This window comes from Amycolatopsis minnesotensis (assembly GCF_039529815.1).
Classification (GTDB): domain Bacteria; phylum Actinomycetota; class Actinomycetes; order Mycobacteriales; family Pseudonocardiaceae; genus Amycolatopsis; species Amycolatopsis minnesotensis.
The window spans coordinates 138,823-154,776 of the sequence record NZ_BAAANN010000006.1 but is presented as its reverse complement, the minus strand read 5'-3'; the positions used below and the strand labels follow the sequence as shown (position 1 = coordinate 154,776).

The 15,954-nt window shown below is 71.0% G+C and carries 18 protein-coding genes; 2 read left to right on the top strand and 16 right to left on the bottom strand.

The genetic code is table 11. The features are described from left to right. Positions 1-12: 12 nt before the first annotated feature. Both ABD256_RS09710 and ABD256_RS09705 read left to right on the top strand, forming a co-directional pair. On the top strand, positions 13-381 hold the full coding sequence (locus ABD256_RS09710; RefSeq protein ID WP_344415853.1) for an ArsR/SmtB family transcription factor: 369 nt from the start codon (positions 13-15) through the stop codon (positions 379-381). Then, positions 378-803 carry a Fur family transcriptional regulator gene (locus tag ABD256_RS09705; RefSeq protein ID WP_344415851.1) on the top strand — a complete coding sequence of 142 codons (426 nt, stop codon included), beginning with the start codon at positions 378-380 and terminating at the stop codon, positions 801-803. Before ABD256_RS09710 ends, ABD256_RS09705 begins: the two co-directional genes overlap by 4 nt. 252 nt (positions 804-1,055) lie before the next feature. Here the strand turns inward: ABD256_RS09705 and ABD256_RS09700 are convergent, their stop codons facing one another. From ABD256_RS09700 to hrcA, 16 genes are all read right to left on the bottom strand, one after another. Continuing rightward, entirely contained in the window at positions 1,056-1,811 is a 756-nt protein-coding gene (locus tag ABD256_RS09700) for a TIGR03943 family putative permease subunit (RefSeq protein WP_344415849.1), read from the bottom strand. Beyond that, entirely contained in the window at positions 1,811-2,845 is a 1,035-nt protein-coding gene (locus ABD256_RS09695) for a permease (protein ID WP_425546416.1), read from the bottom strand. The genes ABD256_RS09700 and ABD256_RS09695 overlap by 1 nt, the downstream gene beginning before the upstream one ends. Positions 2,846-3,059: 214 nt before the next feature. Continuing rightward, positions 3,060-3,503 (bottom strand): hypothetical protein, encoded by a 444-nt coding sequence (locus tag ABD256_RS09690; RefSeq protein WP_344415847.1) that lies wholly within the window; start codon positions 3,501-3,503, stop codon positions 3,060-3,062. Next, the gene (locus tag ABD256_RS09685; RefSeq protein WP_344415845.1) at positions 3,500-4,339 is read right to left on the bottom strand and encodes an isoprenyl transferase; all 840 of its coding nucleotides are present in this window, start codon (positions 4,337-4,339) and stop codon (positions 3,500-3,502) included. Before ABD256_RS09685 ends, ABD256_RS09690 begins: the two co-directional genes overlap by 4 nt. 32 nt (positions 4,340-4,371) lie before the next feature. Further along, positions 4,372-5,127 carry a DNA repair protein RecO gene (recO, locus tag ABD256_RS09680; protein ID WP_344415843.1) on the bottom strand — a complete coding sequence of 252 codons (756 nt, stop codon included), beginning with the start codon at positions 5,125-5,127 and terminating at the stop codon, positions 4,372-4,374. Between the two features lie 44 nt (positions 5,128-5,171). Next, positions 5,172-5,981: an RDD family protein gene (locus ABD256_RS09675; protein WP_344415841.1), complete on the bottom strand. Its 810-nt coding sequence runs from the start codon at positions 5,979-5,981 to the stop codon at positions 5,172-5,174. 172 nt (positions 5,982-6,153) lie between these two features. Continuing rightward, on the bottom strand, positions 6,154-7,053 hold the full coding sequence (era, locus tag ABD256_RS09670; protein ID WP_344415839.1) for a GTPase Era: 900 nt from the start codon (positions 7,051-7,053) through the stop codon (positions 6,154-6,156). Between the two features lie 22 nt (positions 7,054-7,075). Further along, positions 7,076-7,429 (bottom strand): cytidine deaminase, encoded by a 354-nt coding sequence (locus ABD256_RS09665; protein ID WP_344415837.1) that lies wholly within the window; start codon positions 7,427-7,429, stop codon positions 7,076-7,078. After that, entirely contained in the window at positions 7,422-8,765 is a 1,344-nt protein-coding gene (locus ABD256_RS09660; protein WP_344415835.1) for a hemolysin family protein, read from the bottom strand. Before ABD256_RS09660 ends, ABD256_RS09665 begins: the two co-directional genes overlap by 8 nt. A gap of 12 nt (positions 8,766-8,777) precedes the next feature. Continuing rightward, positions 8,778-9,335: an rRNA maturation RNase YbeY gene (ybeY, locus tag ABD256_RS09655; protein ID WP_344415833.1), complete on the bottom strand. Its 558-nt coding sequence runs from the start codon at positions 9,333-9,335 to the stop codon at positions 8,778-8,780. Further along, on the bottom strand, positions 9,332-10,420 hold the full coding sequence (locus ABD256_RS09650; protein ID WP_344416193.1) for a PhoH family protein: 1,089 nt from the start codon (positions 10,418-10,420) through the stop codon (positions 9,332-9,334). The genes ybeY and ABD256_RS09650 overlap by 4 nt, the downstream gene beginning before the upstream one ends. Before the next feature lie 111 nt (positions 10,421-10,531). Next, positions 10,532-10,888 carry a histidine triad nucleotide-binding protein gene (locus tag ABD256_RS09645; protein WP_344415831.1) on the bottom strand — a complete coding sequence of 119 codons (357 nt, stop codon included), beginning with the start codon at positions 10,886-10,888 and terminating at the stop codon, positions 10,532-10,534. Positions 10,889-10,897: 9 nt separating this feature from the next. Beyond that, on the bottom strand, positions 10,898-11,617 hold the full coding sequence (locus tag ABD256_RS09640) for a hypothetical protein (protein ID WP_344415829.1): 720 nt from the start codon (positions 11,615-11,617) through the stop codon (positions 10,898-10,900). 831 nt (positions 11,618-12,448) lie between these two features. Continuing rightward, positions 12,449-13,213, bottom strand: a complete 765-nt coding sequence (locus ABD256_RS09635; protein WP_344415827.1) for a 16S rRNA (uracil(1498)-N(3))-methyltransferase — start codon at positions 13,211-13,213, stop codon at positions 12,449-12,451. Beyond that, the gene (dnaJ, locus tag ABD256_RS09630) at positions 13,214-14,383 is read right to left on the bottom strand and encodes a molecular chaperone DnaJ (RefSeq protein ID WP_344415825.1); all 1,170 of its coding nucleotides are present in this window, start codon (positions 14,381-14,383) and stop codon (positions 13,214-13,216) included. 41 nt (positions 14,384-14,424) lie between these two features. After that, the gene (gene hrcA / locus ABD256_RS09625; protein ID WP_344416191.1) at positions 14,425-15,450 is read right to left on the bottom strand and encodes a heat-inducible transcriptional repressor HrcA; all 1,026 of its coding nucleotides are present in this window, start codon (positions 15,448-15,450) and stop codon (positions 14,425-14,427) included. Positions 15,451-15,954 lie beyond the last annotated feature (504 nt).

The window sequence follows — 15,954 nt, the reverse complement described above, 5'->3', positions numbered from 1 at the left end:
CTGGAGGGCATCATGTCCACGGTGAGCTCGGACGCCGCCCCCGCTGACGAGGTGCACGGACACGAGCACCCCGTTCGACCGCTCGCCCCGATGCACCCGGCGAGCACCCTTGCCGACGCCGGTGAGCTGCTGCGCGCGCTCGCGGCGCCGGTGCGGATCGCGATCGTGCTGCAGCTGCGCGATGGCGACCGGTGCGTGCACGAGCTCGTCGACGCGCTCGACGTCGCCCAGCCGCTGATCAGCCAGCACCTGCGGGTGCTCAAGGCGGCGGGCGTGGTGCACGGCGAACGACGGGGGCGTGAAGTCGCCTACGGACTCGTCGACGATCATCTCGCGCACATCGTGGTGGACGCGGTGGAACACGTACAGGAGGGCAAGTGAGCACGCCGACCAGGGGCAAGGCACCACTACCCGGCCGCCGTTCGACGAAGCAGCGCGCCGCCGTGGTGGACCTGCTCAGCGATGTCGAAGACTTCCGGTCCGCGCAGGAGCTGCACGACGAGCTGCGCAGGCGCGGTGACGGCATCGGGCTGACCACCGTCTACCGCACGCTGCAGTCCCTCGCCGAAGCGGGCGAGATCGACGTGCTGCGCACCGACTCCGGCGAAGCCGTCTACCGCCGCTGTTCGTCGCACCACCACCATCACCTGGTGTGCAGGCACTGCGGCTTCACCGTCGAGATCGAAGGGCCCACCGTCGAGCGCTGGGCCGAGAAGATCGCCTCCGGCAACGGGTTCTCCCAGATCAGCCACACCGTGGAGATCGCAGGCACCTGCGCCACCTGTGCCACGAACGGAAAGTAGCGGCACGGCCGCAGGGCCCGCGGCTGCTGTTCGTCGAACGCGGTGCGGGAGCAGCCGTCGGCCTGACACTTGCCGATGCCGACGGCCGTGAACTCGACCTCGGCACCCGCGTGGACGCCACCCCGGAGGAAAGCGCCGGGGCCTGCTACGCCCAGGGCCACCGGCACCACCGAGGAGCGCGTCGCTTCGGGAACGGCGACGACCCGCTACGGCCGGAGGACCTCGACTCGCACCAGGCAACACCCGGCCCGATCAGTACTCGTACGGGTCTCCCGGCGCCTTGAGGGGCCGGACGGTCGCGACGGTCAGGTCCGGGGTGTACCGGTTCCGCTCGGTCGCGGTGCCGGGCACGACCCGGCCGATCGCCTCGACCCAGCTGTCGCTCGGATACCTCGCGGCGGCCTCCCCGGAGAGCCGGACGGTGACCGGGTAGGCGTCGGCCGCGCAGCAGCTGATCACCATCCTGGCGAGCATCGTCGACCCGCCCGAGTGCACCACGAACCCGGACAGCGACACGGTGCGCCCGTCGAGCGTGTGGTTGCCGTCCCAGCCCGCGCGGGTCACGAAGTCGGTGACCCGCATCGGCACGACCTCACCCGGTGGCAGCGGCGGGAACATCGCCGCGTCCCGGCCCGCCGCGGTCTGCGGGGCCCTCGCCTCGGTCCTGACCACCGAGTCGGACCCGAGTGCGGGCGGGGCGACCAGGAAGACCGCGAGCACCGGGACCAGCAGCAGCCACGCCGAGCGCGCCGGATGGTGGTGCTCGTGCGTGCCAGGCGTGACCGCGCCACCCCCGGCACTGGTGGCCTCGGCGCGCGCGGCTTCCCGCGCCGCCAGCAGGTCGCGGAGCACCGCGAGCACGCCGAGCGCGAGCATCACCGCGCCGCCGCCGATCACCCACGGCTGCTGGGCCGGTTTGACGTAGCGCAGGTAGTCGCCGTTGATCGCGATCTTGAGCAGCGCGCCGCCGAGCAGGACCAGCAGGATGTTCTGGGTTTCCCTGCGCATCACGCGCCTCCCAGCACGAGGGTGCCCGCCAGTACGCCGCACACGATCGCCACCACGAACGTGACGGGCGCGAACCGCGTCGCGAACCGCTTCCCGAACGTGCCGGCCTGCAACGCGAACAGCTTGACGTCGACCGCGGGACCGACCACGAGGAACACCAGCTTCGGCAGCAGCGGCAACGCGCCGAGCGAGGCCGCCACGAACGCGTCCGCCTCGCTGCACAGGGCGAGCACGACGGCGAGCACCGCCATCACGAGCACCCCGAGGACGACCTGGTTGCCGAGCGCGCCGAACCACTCCTGGGGCACCAGCACGCCGAGCGCCGCGGAGATCAGCGCGCCGAGGACCAGGAATCCGCCCGCCTCGACGAGATCGGTCCTCGCCGTCTCGGCGAAGGTCTTCCACCTGGTGCCCGGCTCGACCTCCGGCAGCCTGCGCAGCGCCCGCTCGACGATCCAGTCGAGCTTGCCGAACCTCGCCCACAGCAGCCCCATCACGACCGCCGTGGCCAGTGAGCCGAGGAACCGCGCGAGCACCATCTCGGGGTTGGCCGGGAAGGCGACGGCGGTGGCGACGAGCACCACCGGGTTCACCGCGGGCGTGGCGAGCAAGAACGTCAGTGCGGCGGCGGGCGCGACGCCCTGTCCCATGAGCCTGCGCGCCACCGGTACGGAAGCGCATTCGCACCCGGGCAGCGCCACCCCGGCGAGCCCGGCGACCCCGACCGCGGCCTCCTGGCGCCTGGGCAGCACCCGCTCCAGCACCCTGGCCGGCACGTAGGCGGCGATCGCCCCGCTGATCAGGACGCCGAGCACGAGGAACGGCAGTGCCTGCACGCACACCGCGACGAACACGGTGGACCCCGTGCGCAGCGCGGGCACGTCGAGCACGCGGGCGAGCCAGCTCTGCGCGAGGATCGCGATGAGCAGCACCGCGCAGAGCACCTCGATCGAGGTGATCCTGCCGCGCCCCTTGCCCGTACGGGCTGGGCTGCCGCCCGCGCTTTCGGCCGTGCTTTCGGAAATCGTTCCCACAAAGCAGATGATGCCAGTGCGCTCCGACGGCACCGCGGGGCGCACCGCACGAAGGGCTGGCCTCGTGCGGAAATCGGCCGTTTCCCGTCCGGAAATCCACCTTTCGCGGCGTGACCGGACCAAAAGCGTCGGCGCCACGGGGTAGCGTTGAATCCAGGGGTCCCCTTGAGATCCGGACGAAGGGTTGAGTTCGTTCGGGTGCGAAGGGCGCGGGTTACTGGCCGTCGCCGTCCGGTTCGCCCGGCACCAGGTCGAGCAGGTCGCCGCGCAGTTGCGAGGCGGTCGACACGACGAGCATCAGCAGCGTGCCGAGCGGGACGGGGCCAAGGCCGTGCGCGGGGAAGGCGTACCGCAGCGTCATGTCCACCCCGCGGTCGGTGTGCACCACGCCGAGGGTGCCGAACAGGCCCTGGCCCGCGCGCTCGGCCGCGGCGGCGGCGAGCTTGCCGTCGTCGTCCTCGAGGTCCCAGCCGACCACGCAGGTCAGGCTCAGCACGGTGAGCCCTTCCGCGAGCCGGGTCGCCTGGATGACGCACGGGACCTCGGCGTGCGAGAAGGTCAGCGCGCCATCGTCGTCGACGTGCACTTCGAGATAGCGCTCAAGCGCTTCGCGTGCCTGGGTGAGCAGCGCTGCCGTGTCCGCGGCTTCGGTCGTCATCGGGACTCCGCCCTGTCGGTGGCCGCGGCGGCGGCCGCGTCGATCGCGGCGCCGAACCGGCGGTCCCGCTTCGCGTAGTCGAGGCACGCCGCCCACAGCTTCGTGCGGTCGAAGTCGGGGAACAGCGTGTCCTGGAAGACGAATTCCGCGTACGCCGACTGCCACAGCATGAAGTTCGACGTGCGCAGCTCACCGGACGGGCGGAGGAACAGGTCCACGTCCGGCATCTCCGGCTGGTACAGGTACCGCGCCAGTGTGCGCTCGTCGATCTTGTCCGGGTTGATCCTGCCCTCGGCGACGAGCTTTCCGATGGTGCGCATCGCGTCGCCGATTTCGGCCCTGCCGCCGTAGTTGACGCACATGGTCATGTTCAGGAGTGTGTTGTTCTTCGTCTTCTCTTCGGCGTCCTCAAGCTCCTTGATGACGCTGCGCCACAGCTTGGGACGCCTGCCCGCCCAGCGGATGCGGACGCCGATCGAGCCGAGGTAGTCGACCTGGCGGCGGATCGTCTCGCGGTGGAAACCCATCAGGAACCGGATCTCCTCCGGGCTCCGCTTCCAGTTCTCCGTCGAGAACGCGTACACCGAAAGCCACTTCACGCCGAGCTCGACCGCGCCGCTGGCGACGTCGATCATCACCGCCTCGCCGCGCTTGTGCCCCTCCGTGCGCGGCAGCCCGCGCTGGTTCGCCCAGCGGCCGTTGCCGTCCATCACCAGCGCGACGTGCTTCGGGACCAGCTCGGCGGGGATCGACGGCGGCTCCGCGCCCGACGGGTGCGGATCCGGCCGGCGAATCGCCACCGGTTCCGCCGTGGCCTGCCTGCCTCTGCGCCGCACCTGCTACCTCCCTGGAGTCGCCCGGTCCGACCCTACTTGCCGCCCGTCTGCGCCTCCCGGCGCCTCTCCACCAGCGGCAGCGACCGGAGCTGGCGCTCGAGGTGCCACTGCAGGTGCGCCGCGACGAGCCCGCTCGCGTCCCGCCGCGATACCGGCACCGAAGACTCGGCGACGTCCCAGTCCCCGTGCAGCAGCGCCTCCAGCAGGACGAGCACCTCCGGCGCGGGGTGCACGCAGCCGGGCATCCGGCAGTTCGCGCACATCGAGCCGCCCGCCTGCACGCTGAACGCGGTGTGCGGGCCGGGCAGCCCGCAGCGCGCGCATTCCGCGATCGCCGGTGCCCAGCCCGCGAACGACATGGCCCGCAGCAGGAACGCGTCGAGCACCAGCGAAGCGTCGCGCTCCCCGTCGGCCAGCGCGCGCAGGGCGCCGATCACCAGCAGGTACAGCCGCAGCGCGGGCTCGCCCTCTTCGGCCGAGAGCCGGTCCGCGGTCTCGGTGATCGCGCACGCGGCCGTGTAGCGCTGGTAGTCGCCGACGATCTGCACCGCGAACGCGTCCACCGTCTCGACCTGGGTGACCACGTCGAGCGTGCGCCCGGTGTAGAACTGCACGTCGACGTGGTTGAACGGTTCGAGCCGCGCGCCGAGCCGCGAACTCGTCCTCCGCACGCCCTTCGCCACCGCGCGGACCTTGCCGTGACGGCGGGTCAGCAGGGTGATGATCCGGTCGGCCTCACCGAGCTTGTGCACGCGCAGCACCACACCGGTGTCGCGATAAAGGCTCACGTTCCCATGGTCCCACTACCGGGGCGGGGAAACCGTCCCGACACTCACCAACGTTGCTGCTGCTGCGGGTAACCGCCCTGGCCGTAACCGGGCTGCTGCCCGTAGCCGGGCTGCTGCCCGTAGCCGGGCTGCTGGCCGTAACCCTGCTGCTGCGGATAACCCTGCTGCGGGTAGCCGCCCTGCTGCTGCGCGCCGTAGCCGGGCGGCGCGGTGAGCACGACGGTGCCCATCACCTTGTCCGCGAAGGTCTGGCTCTTCTCGTCCCACAGCGGCCACAGGAAACCGAGGTAGATCGGCAGGCCGTCCAGGATGTGGGCGAGGTCGCGCACGAACGCGTTGCCCGCGCCGATGGGCTGGCGGGTCATCTCGCTGACCATGATGATGCCCATCTTGCGGCGGCCGAGCGTCTGCCCGGTGGTACCGCCCTGGATCCACCGGTTGAAGATCGCCCAGCCCGCGTTGGCGAGGCTGCCGAGCATCAGGATGATCAGCCCCGCCATGAAGGAGCCCAGCATCACCAGTACGCCGATGAAGCCGAGCGCGAACCCGGGGAGCCCGTCGATCAGGATGGCCCCGAACCGCTGCCCCCACGTCGCGTAGCCGCCGGCACCGTAACCGGGCTGACCGCCGAAACCCGGCTGCTGCCCGGGGTAACCGCCGTACGGCTGCTGGGCCTGCTGCGGGAATCCGCCGGAGGGCTGGCCGTACGGGTTCACCTGCTGCCCGGGGTACTGCACCTGCTGCTGTCCCGGGTAGGCGCCCTGCTGGCCGTACGGCGACGGCTGGCCGGGGAAACCGCCGGAGGGCGGCGGCTGCTGCTGCCCGTAGGGCTGCTGACCGTACGGATTGGTCATCGAAGACTTCCCCCTGCACAAAGATTTTTCACTCGGTCTTTCCGGCCGCACTCGGTACCGGACAACAGCGTCGAGGACCCCGAGGCACACGGACAGGGAGCGCTCGCCCCTGCCGTTGCGCGGGAGCGTACCCGCTGGCGGACCGCGTCGCTCGCGGCATGCGAAAGAAGGCTCAGAAGCCCAGGCGGCGGAGCTGCTTCGGGTCGCGCTGCCAGTCCTTCGCGACCTTCACGTGCAGGTCGAGGTAGACCTTGCTGCCGAGCAGCGCCTCGATGTGCCCGCGGGCCTGCGCGCCGACCTTCTTGAGCCGCTCCCCCTTGTGCCCGAGGATGATGCCCTTCTGGCTCGGCCGCTCGACGTAGAGCTGCGCGTGCACGTCGATCATGTCGTCGCGGCCCTCGTGCGGGAGCATCTCCTCGATGGTCACCGCGATCGAGTGCGGCAGCTCGTCGTGCACGCCCTCCAGCGCGGCCTCGCGGATCAGCTCGGCGACGAGCGTCTGCTCCGGCTCGTCGGTGAGATCGCCGTCCGGGTAGAGCTGCGGGCCCTCCGGCAGCCGCCGCACCAGCAGGTCGGTCAGCGTGCCGACCTGGAAACCGTCCACAGCGGACACCGGGACCAGATCGGCGAACTCCATCACCTTCTCCAGCGCCATCAGCTGCTCGGCGACGCGTTCCGGCGGCACCAGGTCGGTCTTGGTGACGACCCCGAGCACCGGCGTGCGGCGCGCGATCTTCGCCAGCTCGGTGGCGATGAACCGGTCCCCCGGCCCGATCTTTTCGTTGGCGGGCACGCAGAACCCGACAACGTCCACTTCGGACCAGGTGGCGTAGACCAGATCGTTGAGCCGCTCGCCGAGCACCGTGCGCGGGCGGTGCAGGCCCGGTGTGTCGACGAGCACGAGCTGCGCGTCCTCGCGGTGCACGATGCCCCTGATCGCGTGCCGGGTGGTCTGCGGCTTGCTGGAGGTGATCGCGATCTTGGTGCCCACCAGCGCGTTGGTCAGCGTCGACTTGCCCGCGTTGGGGCGGCCGACGAAACAGGCGAAGCCGGACCGGTGCTCTGGTGTCATGCCCGCCATTCTCGCAGCCCGCTCAGTGCAGGATCTCCTCGACCGCGCCGGAGGCGTCCGCGCGGAAGATCGGCGCCGTCTTCGACAGGTCCCGCACCGCCTGCACCGACGCCTCCGGGACCAGCGGGTCGGTGGAGACCACGGCGGCGGCTTCGATGCCATCGGCCCCGCTGGACACCGCCGCCGCGATCGCCGCCTGCAGCGCGGTGATCTTGAACGACGGAAGGTCCACAGTGGACGCGGCGTAGGTGCGCCCGTCGGTGTCGCGCACCGCGGCGCCTTCCACGGCCTGCGTCCTCGCCCGCGCCGACCTGGCCAGCACGACGATCTTCTCGTCCTCGGGGGTCAGTTCGGTGTCTTCGGCGCTCTCAGGCATGTTCGACGCTCCTGTCACGGTCATCGTTGTCGTCCGTGGTGCCGACGCGCATCCTGCGGCCCGCGATCCGGTCGTCGCAAGCGTGCACCACGACCGTGGTGATCCGCATCCGGCCCCTGCGGTCCTTCCCGCCCTCGGCGTGCAGCCGGAGCCCCGCGACCTCGGCCTCGGCGCCCGGGAGCGGGACGCGGCCGAGCCGCTGCGCGAGCAGGCCACCGACGGTTTCCACGTCGTGGTCGTCGAGCTCGATCCCGAACAGCTCGCCGAGATCGTCGACGCCGAGGCGGGCCGACACGCGCACCGAGCGGTCGTCGAGGTGCTCCACCGGCGGGCGCTCGTCGGTGTCGGACTCGTCGGTGATCTCGCCCACGATCTCCTCGAGGATGTCCTCGATGGTGAGCAGGCCCGCGGTGCCGCCGTACTCGTCGACCGCGATCGCCATGTGGTTGTGGGACACCTGCATGTCCTTGAGCAGGTCGTCGAGCCGCTTGGAGTCCGGGACGAAGCTCGCCGGGTTCATCAGCTCGGAGACCTCGCGCAGCGGCCCGCCTTCGGCCATGTAGGCGGGCATGAGGTCCTTGATGTTCACCACGCCGACGATCTCGTCGACCGATTCGCCGATCACCGGCACGCGGGTGAACCCGGTGCGCAGCGCGAGCGACAGCGCCTGCCGGACGGTCTTGGTGGATTCGATCCAGACGATTTCGGTGCGCGGCACCATGACCTCGCGGGCGACGGTGTCGCCGAGTTCGAACACCGAGTGGATCATTTCGCGCTCGGAGTCCTCGACGACGCCGCGTTCCTGCGCCAGGTCGACGAGTTCGCGCAGCTCGACCTCGGAGGTGAACGGGCCTTCGCGGAACCCCTTGCCGGGGGTGATCGCGTTGCCGAGCACGATCAGCAGCCTGCTGAGCGGGCCGAGCACGGAGCCGAGCACCCGCACCGGCCCCGCGACGATCGTGCCGACGCGGTAGGGGTGCTGGCGGCCGATCGTGCGCGGGCCGACGCCGATGAGGACGTAGCTGACCACCACCATGACGAGCGCGGCGACGACCACCGCGAGCCACACCGGCGTGATCCAGGTCAGGAACACGATCGTGACGAGCACGGTCGAGGTGAGCTCGCAGCCCATCCGCAGCAGGAGCAGCAGGTTGATGTGCCGCCGCCGCTCGGCGATCACCGCGGAGAGCTGTTTCGCGCCGGGCCTGCCCAGCCGCACCAGCCCGTCGGCCCGCGCCTGCGACACCGTGCTGACGGCCGCGTCGGCCGCGGCGAACACGCCACCGAGGAGCACCAGCGCGACCGCGAGAATGAGCAGGCCGGTGGGACTGGCCATGTGTCGTCGTCCCTAGCCGGCGGAGTCGGGTTCGGCGGAACCGTCGAGACCGGCGGCGCCGAGCAGCCTGTCGTCGGTGCTGCGGCGCACGTGCTGGCGCCGCGCCGCTTCGGTGGCTTCCTGGAAGTCGGCGAGGATCCGCTTCTGCAGGCCGAACATCTCGCGTTCCTCGGCGGGCTCGGCGTGGTCGTAGCCGAGCAGGTGCAGCACGCCGTGCACGGTCAGCAGGTGCAGTTCGTCGAGCAGCGAGTGCCCGGCGGTGCGCGCCTGGTCCTTGGCGAAGCCGGGGCACAGGATGATGTCGCCGAGCAGCGCGGGCGAGGCGTCCGGCGCGTCGGGGCGGCGGACGGCGGCGTCCAGCTCGTCCATCGGGAAGGCCATCACGTCGGTGGGGCCAGGCAGGTCCATCCACCGCTCGTGCAGGTCTTCCATCACCTCGAGGGTGACCAGTGCGACGGACAGCTCCGCGAGCGGGCTGACCTCCATCCGGTCGAGCGCGAACCGCGCGGCCGAGACGATGGAGGCCTCGTCGACCGGGACCCCGGACTCGTTGGCGATCTCGATGCTCACGAGCGGCCCCGCCAGCCGCGTTCCGGTGCCGCGGCGTCCTGCAGCGCCTGCCACTTCTCGTAGGCGTCGACGATGTCGCCGACGAGCCGGTGGCGCACCACGTCCTGACTGGTGAGCTGGGCGAAGTGCAGGTCCTCGACGCCTTCGAGGATGTCCCTGACCACCCGCAGCCCGCTCTTCTGCCCGCTGGGCAGGTCGACCTGGGTGACGTCGCCGGTGACCACGATCTTGGCGCCGAACCCGAGCCGGGTGAGGAACATCTTCATCTGCTCCGGCGTGGTGTTCTGCGCCTCGTCGAGAATGATGAACGCGTCGTTCAAGGTGCGGCCGCGCATGTAGGCCAGCGGCGCGATCTCGATGGTGCCCGCCTGCATGAGGCGCGGGATCGACTCGGGGTCGACCATGTCGTGCAGCGCGTCGTAGAGCGGCCGCAGGTACGGGTCGATCTTCTCGTTGAGCGTGCCGGGCAGGTACCCGAGCCGCTCGCCTGCCTCGACCGCGGGCCTGGTCAGCACGATCCTGGTGACCTGCTTGGCCTGCAGCGCCTGCACGGCCTTCGCCATCGCGAGGTAGGTCTTGCCGGTGCCCGCGGGGCCGATGCCGAAGACGATGGTGTGCTTGTCGATCGCGTCGACGTAGCGCTTCTGGTTCAGCGTCTTGGGCCGGATGGTACGGCCGCGGCGGGACAGGATGTCCATGCTCAGCACTTCGGCAGGCGACTCGGCGCCGCCGGAGGAGAGCATGCCGACGGTGCGGCGCACCGTGTCGGGACCGACCTGCTGGCCGCGCCCGGCGAGCGTCACCAGTTCGGCGAACACCCGCTCGGCGAACGCCACGTCGGCGGGGCTGCCGGTGAGGGTGACCTCGTTGCCCCGGACGTGGACGTCCGCGGCGAGCAGTTCCTCGGCCACCCGGAGGTTTTCGTCTCGGGAGCCGAGCAGCGTGAGCGCGGCCGCGTCGGGGATGGGGAATCTCGACTGTGCTGCCTGGACAGCCTGGTCGGTGACCTCGGTCGTCGACGGCGGCTGTGTGACGTCCTGGGGGACGTCGGATCGGGCGGCTCCACCCGGTGCGGTACCGGCCACGTGCCCTCGGGCCTGCTTTCTGCGCGTTCGCTGATCGTCGGTGTCGGATGCGTTCCCCACGATGCTAGCGGTATGCCCGGCCTCGACGCAGGTGGTTACCCCGCACGCCGCTCAGGACACGCGCCCGAAGAAGCCGAGCTGCTCGCCACCGAGCACGTGGGCGTGCACATGGAACACGGTCTGCCCGGCATCCAGCTCGGTGTTGAACACCACCCGGTATCCGCTCTGGGAAATCCCCTCCAGCTCCGCCACCTTCGCCGCCGTGCCGATCACCTCCCCGAGCAGCGCGGGATCCGCCGCCGCCAGCTCGGCCACATTCCGATACCGCTTCTTGGGCACCACCAGCACATGCGTGCGCGCCTGCGGATTGATGTCCCGGAACGCCACCGTGTTGTCGGTCTCGTGCACGATCTCGGCCGGGATCTCCCTGGCGATGATCCGCTCGAACAAGGTCTCCGCGTCACTCATGGCCGCAGCTTATCCGGCGAGCTTCGCCGTGCCGACGATCGCCTTCGCCGTGCCGGACTTCGGCGGCGCGGGGTCGGCCGGGCCGCCGTCGGTCAGCGCGAACGCCACCAGCGCGCGGTAGGCCTTCTTGCCGTCGGGGCCGTCACCCGCTTCCCAGACCTTGACGGAGAGCTCGGCCTCCCGCCCGCATTCGGTGTTCCCGCCCACCTTCGCCACGGCTTCCTTGGTCGCGCTCTTGCCGTCCGGGCTGACCGCGGCCTTCGTGGTCTTGAGGTCGTTCGCGCCGACGTCGAGGGTCGCGCTCGAAACCACGTCGATGACGTTCAGGACGACCGTGGCCGGGTCCGGGTCCGATGCGGGGAAGCCCGGCGTGCTCACCACGCGCCCCTTGACCCCGCCCGTGGCCGGGCTCGGACAGGTGAAGGTGCCGTATTCGGCGTAGTTCCCGCTGAACCCGTACCTGGAGTCGTAAACCTGGCCCGCCTTGTGCTGCCACTCCGCAGGCACAGAGTAGGTGAGCCCCGCGCCCGCGCCATTGTCGACGACGGCCCATCCCGAAGTCGACACCGCGGGCGGCTCGATGGAGGTCGACGGACTCCCGGGCCCAGACGGCGGCCCGACCGGGATCGACGACGACGCAGGCTGAGCGTCAGGCGAAGACCCGCTGCCCAGCACCACGGCGGTAACACCCCCGCCCACCAGCACGAGCACACCGATCACCACCGCCACGATCACCCCGCCCCTGCGCCCCGGCGGCGGTGGCGGTGCCTGATACCCGTACCCCGGCTCTCCCTGCCTGTGCGCCGGATACCCCGGCCCGGGCGGCACCCACTGCCCCCCGCGCCGCGGATCCGGATACGCCCCCTGAAAGTTCCCTGGTCTCCCCACCCGCGAAACCGTACAGACCCCGGCTCTACCGCACAGAAAAACCACCAATTCCGTCCAACCGAGGCCCCGCAGGCCACCGGTCATACCCGCCGCCGCCCCAAAAACAAGCCCAGGGCCGCCAGGCCCGCAGGCCGAACCCGCCGCCCCAATAAGCCCAGGGCCGCCAGGCCCGCAGGCCCCACCCGAACACCTCCAGCCCAGGGCCGCCAGGCCCGCAGGCGAACGGACCCGTCCACCCAAGGCAGGCCCCGCAAGCAAACAGACCCACCCGCCCGCCCAAAGGCGAGGGCCGCCAGGCCCAACGCCACCGGACCACGCTGGTTCAGGAACCCACCGCACCGTGGGGGGTTTGGGGGGCTCGGCCCCCCAACCAATACGCGGAATCGCCACGCGGCATCGAAACGAGGAACGAGTGAAGATGCCGCGGGGCGATGGAGCCTGGGGGTTACTCCATCGCCACCGCGGCTCCGCCGGGCCGAGGGGGGAGGTGCCCGGCGGGGTTTACCGGCGCACCGGGAATCCAGAAGTCCCCCGGTGCACCGAAACCGTGTGTGGTGCGTTGGTTGACAAGAGTAACGGCCGGGAGACCTTGAGCGCCACAGTCGGAGCGGAAAACAGGGGTACAAATTTCCGGGGTTTCGAAGACAGCGGGTAGCTCGGTCCACCTGGTGGTCAGTTCCAGCGGGTGGTCCTGGCTCCTAGTGCACCGAGTGCGACGGCCGCGGCCGTCGAGGTCCGCAGTACGGTCGGGCCGAGGCGCACCGGGAGGGCGCCCGCTTCGCTGAGGGTGACGAGTTCCTCACCCGTAACCCCTCCTTCCGGTCCGATCACGAGCAGTAGCTCGCCGGACTCGGGTAGTGGCTCGGTCGCGAGCCTTCCCGGCACACCCGCTTCGAGGACGAAAGCCCGGTCGGCGGCGCGGACGCGCTCGGCGAGTGCCGCGGTCGTCACCGGGTCGCCGACCTCCGGCAGGTAGGCCCGGCGCGCCTGTTTCGCCGCGGCGCGCGCGGTGGATCGCCACCTGGCGAGTGCCTTCGCACCGCGGGGCCCGTCGTCCCAGCGCGCGACGCTGCGGGCCGCGCGCCACGGCAGGATCGCGTCGGCGCCTGCCTCGGTGGCCAGTTCGACGGCGAGTTCGCCGCGGTCGCCCTTCGCGAGCGCCTGCACGATCGTCACGCGCAACGCGGGCGGCGGCTCGGTCCACCGTTCTTCGACGACGAGGTCCAGCTCCGCGTCCCGCCCCGCGCGAACCGCTTCGACGGCGCACCGGGCCAGTTCGCCCGCGCCGTCGGACACCACGAGCAGCTCGCCGGCGCGCGTGCGCCGCACGGTGACGGCGTGGCGCGCTTCTTCGCCGCCGAGGGCGAACCGCTCCCCCGGCGGCACGGCGTCCACCAGGAAGACCGGCGGGGTGGTCGCCGTCGGGTCCGCGGTCACCTACTTGTGGCTCTTGGCGCGCAGCTTGGAGAACAGGCCGCCGTGCGCCCTGCCGTTGGTGGCGAGCGTCGGGACTTCCTCGCCGCGCTGACGGGCCAGTTCCCGCAGCAGGTCGCGCTGCTCGTCGTCGAGCTTCGTCGGCACCTGGACGTCGATGTGGACGTGCAGGTCGCCCCGCCCGTCGACGCGGCCGGACGAGCGCAGCCTCGGCATGCCCTTGCCGGTGAGCACCAGCTCGGTCGCGGGCTGGGTGCCCGGCTCGACGTCCAGCTCGTACTCGCCGTCGATGAGGGTCTCGATGGGCACGCTCGCGCCGAGCGCGGCGGTGGTCATCGGGATGCGGAAGTTGCAGTGCAGGTCGTGCCCCTGGCGCACGAACACCTCGTGCGGCTCCTCGTCGACCTCGACGTACAGGTCACCGGCCGGGCCGCCACCCGAGCCGACCTCGCCCTGCCCGGACAGCCTGATCCGCATGCCGTCGCCGACGCCGGGCGGGATCTTCGCGGTCACGTTGCGGCGGGCGCGGACCCTGCCGTCGCCGCCGCACTGGCGGCACGGGTCCGTGATGACCTCGCCGAAACCGCGGCACACCGGGCACGGCCGCGCGGTGACCACCTGGCCGAGGAAGGACCGCTGCACGGACTGGACCTCGCCCTGCCCGCCGCAGGTGTCGCAGGTCTTGAGCGTGCCGCCCTCCGCGGTGCCCGCGCCGCGGCACAGGTCGCACAGGATGGCGGTGTCGACGGTGATGTCCTTGTCGACGCCGGTCGCGCACTCTTCGAGGGTGAGCCCGAGCCGGAGCAACGCGTCCGAGCCCGGCTGAACCCTGCTGCGCGGGCCGCGTCCCCTGCCGCCACCGCCGCCGCCCGCGGCGCCGAAGAAGGCGTCCATGATGTCGCCGAGGCCGCCGAAGCCGGAGAACGGGTCGCCGCCGCGGCCACCGCCGCCACCGCTGTCGAGCGGGTCTCCCCCGAGGTCGACGATCTTGCGCTTCTGCGGGTCGGAAAGCACCTCGTAGGCGGTGGTGACCTCGCCGAAGCGGTGCTGCGCGTCCTCGGAGGGGTTGACGTCCGGGTGCAGCTCGCGCGCCATCTTGCGGTAGGCGCGCTTGATCTCCTGCTCGGTCGCGTTCTTCGCGACACCGAGCGTGCCGTAGTAGTCCCTGGCCACCGTTATGCCGTCCTCGTTTCCGTACCCTCCCGGCCGACGGGCTACCGCCCGGCCAGGATCTGCCCCACGTAGTTCGCCACCGCGCGCACCGCCGCGATCGTGCCCGGATAGTCCATCCTGGTCGGCCCGACGATGCCCATCCCGCCCAGCAGCATGTCATCCATGCCGTAGCCGATGGACACCACCGAGGTGCTGCGCATCTGCTCGTCTTCATTTTCCCCGCCGATGCGGACCGTGACCGCACCGGGGTTGCGCGCCGCGGCGAGCAGTTTCAACACGACAACCTGCTCTTCGAGCGCTTCCAGCACCTGACGCAGCGAGCCGGGGAAGTCCGCGACGTTGCGGGTCAGGTTCGCCGTGCCGCCGAGCACCAGCCGTTCTTCGGGATGCTCGACGAGAGATTCCACCAATACGGTACAGACCCGGACCAACACGTCGCGCAGCTCACTCGGCGCCTGCTCGGGCACCTCGGCGACCCTGGCCGCGGCCTCGGACAGCCGGCGGCCACCCAGCGCGGTGTTCAGCAGTGCCCTGATCCGCGCGACGGTCTCCTCGGTGACCACCTCGCCGAGGTCCACGGCGCGCTGGTCGACGCGGCCGGTGTCGGTGATCAGCACGAGCATCAGCCGCGCCGAGGTCAGCGGCACCACTTCGAGGTGGCGCACGCTGGAGTTGGTCAACATCGGGTACTGCACGACGGCGACCTGCCTGGTCAGCTGAGCCAGCAGGCGCACGGACCGGCGCAGCACGTCGTCGACGTCCATCGCGCCGTCCAGGAAACTCGTGATCGCGCGCCGCTCGGCGCTGGTCAGCGGCTTGATCTCGGACAGCTTGTCGACGAAGACCCGGTACCCCTTGTCCGTCGGGATCCGCCCGGCGCTGGTGTGCGGCTGCGTGATGTAGCCGTCCTCTTCCAGCGCCGCCATGTCGTTGCGCACGGTCGCGCTGGACACCCCGAGGTTGTGCCGGTCGACGATCGCCTTCGACCCGACCGGCTCCTGGTTGGAGACGTAGTCGGCCACGATCGCGCGCAGCACCTCGAACCGGCGCTCGTCCGCGTTGGCCACCCGATCACCTCCCGTGCCGCTCACCCGTACGTCGAGTTTACGGACTTCCGGCCGCACGGTGCGCGCCCCCGCTCCGGGCGCTCTTCGGGCGTGCTTCGCCGCAGGCCGGGCGCGCTGCTGCGGCGTGCCGTTCCGGGCGCGCGCTTCAGCTTGTGCCCGTTCCGCGTGGCGTGCCGCCGATGCCCCGAAGGATGCTCCTGTAGAGGTCAAAGCGAGGTGCCCTGAAGGCGCCCTTGAGGGAATCTGATGCCGCGAAGGGCACCTTCAGGGCATCAGCATCACCATGCCGCCCGCCATGAGGGACGAGATCGCGGCATCAGATTCCCTCAAGGCGCCGTTCACGTCTCATTCTCATCTCCGCGCTGGCACCCCAAAAAAGGCCTTCATAGGCGTGAATGCCACGGATGCGGCCTCCACGGACCCGCTCCGCTCCGAGCGCATACCCCGAAGGGGCCCATGAGGGAATCTGACGCCGTGAAGGGCACCTTCAGGGCATCAGCGCCG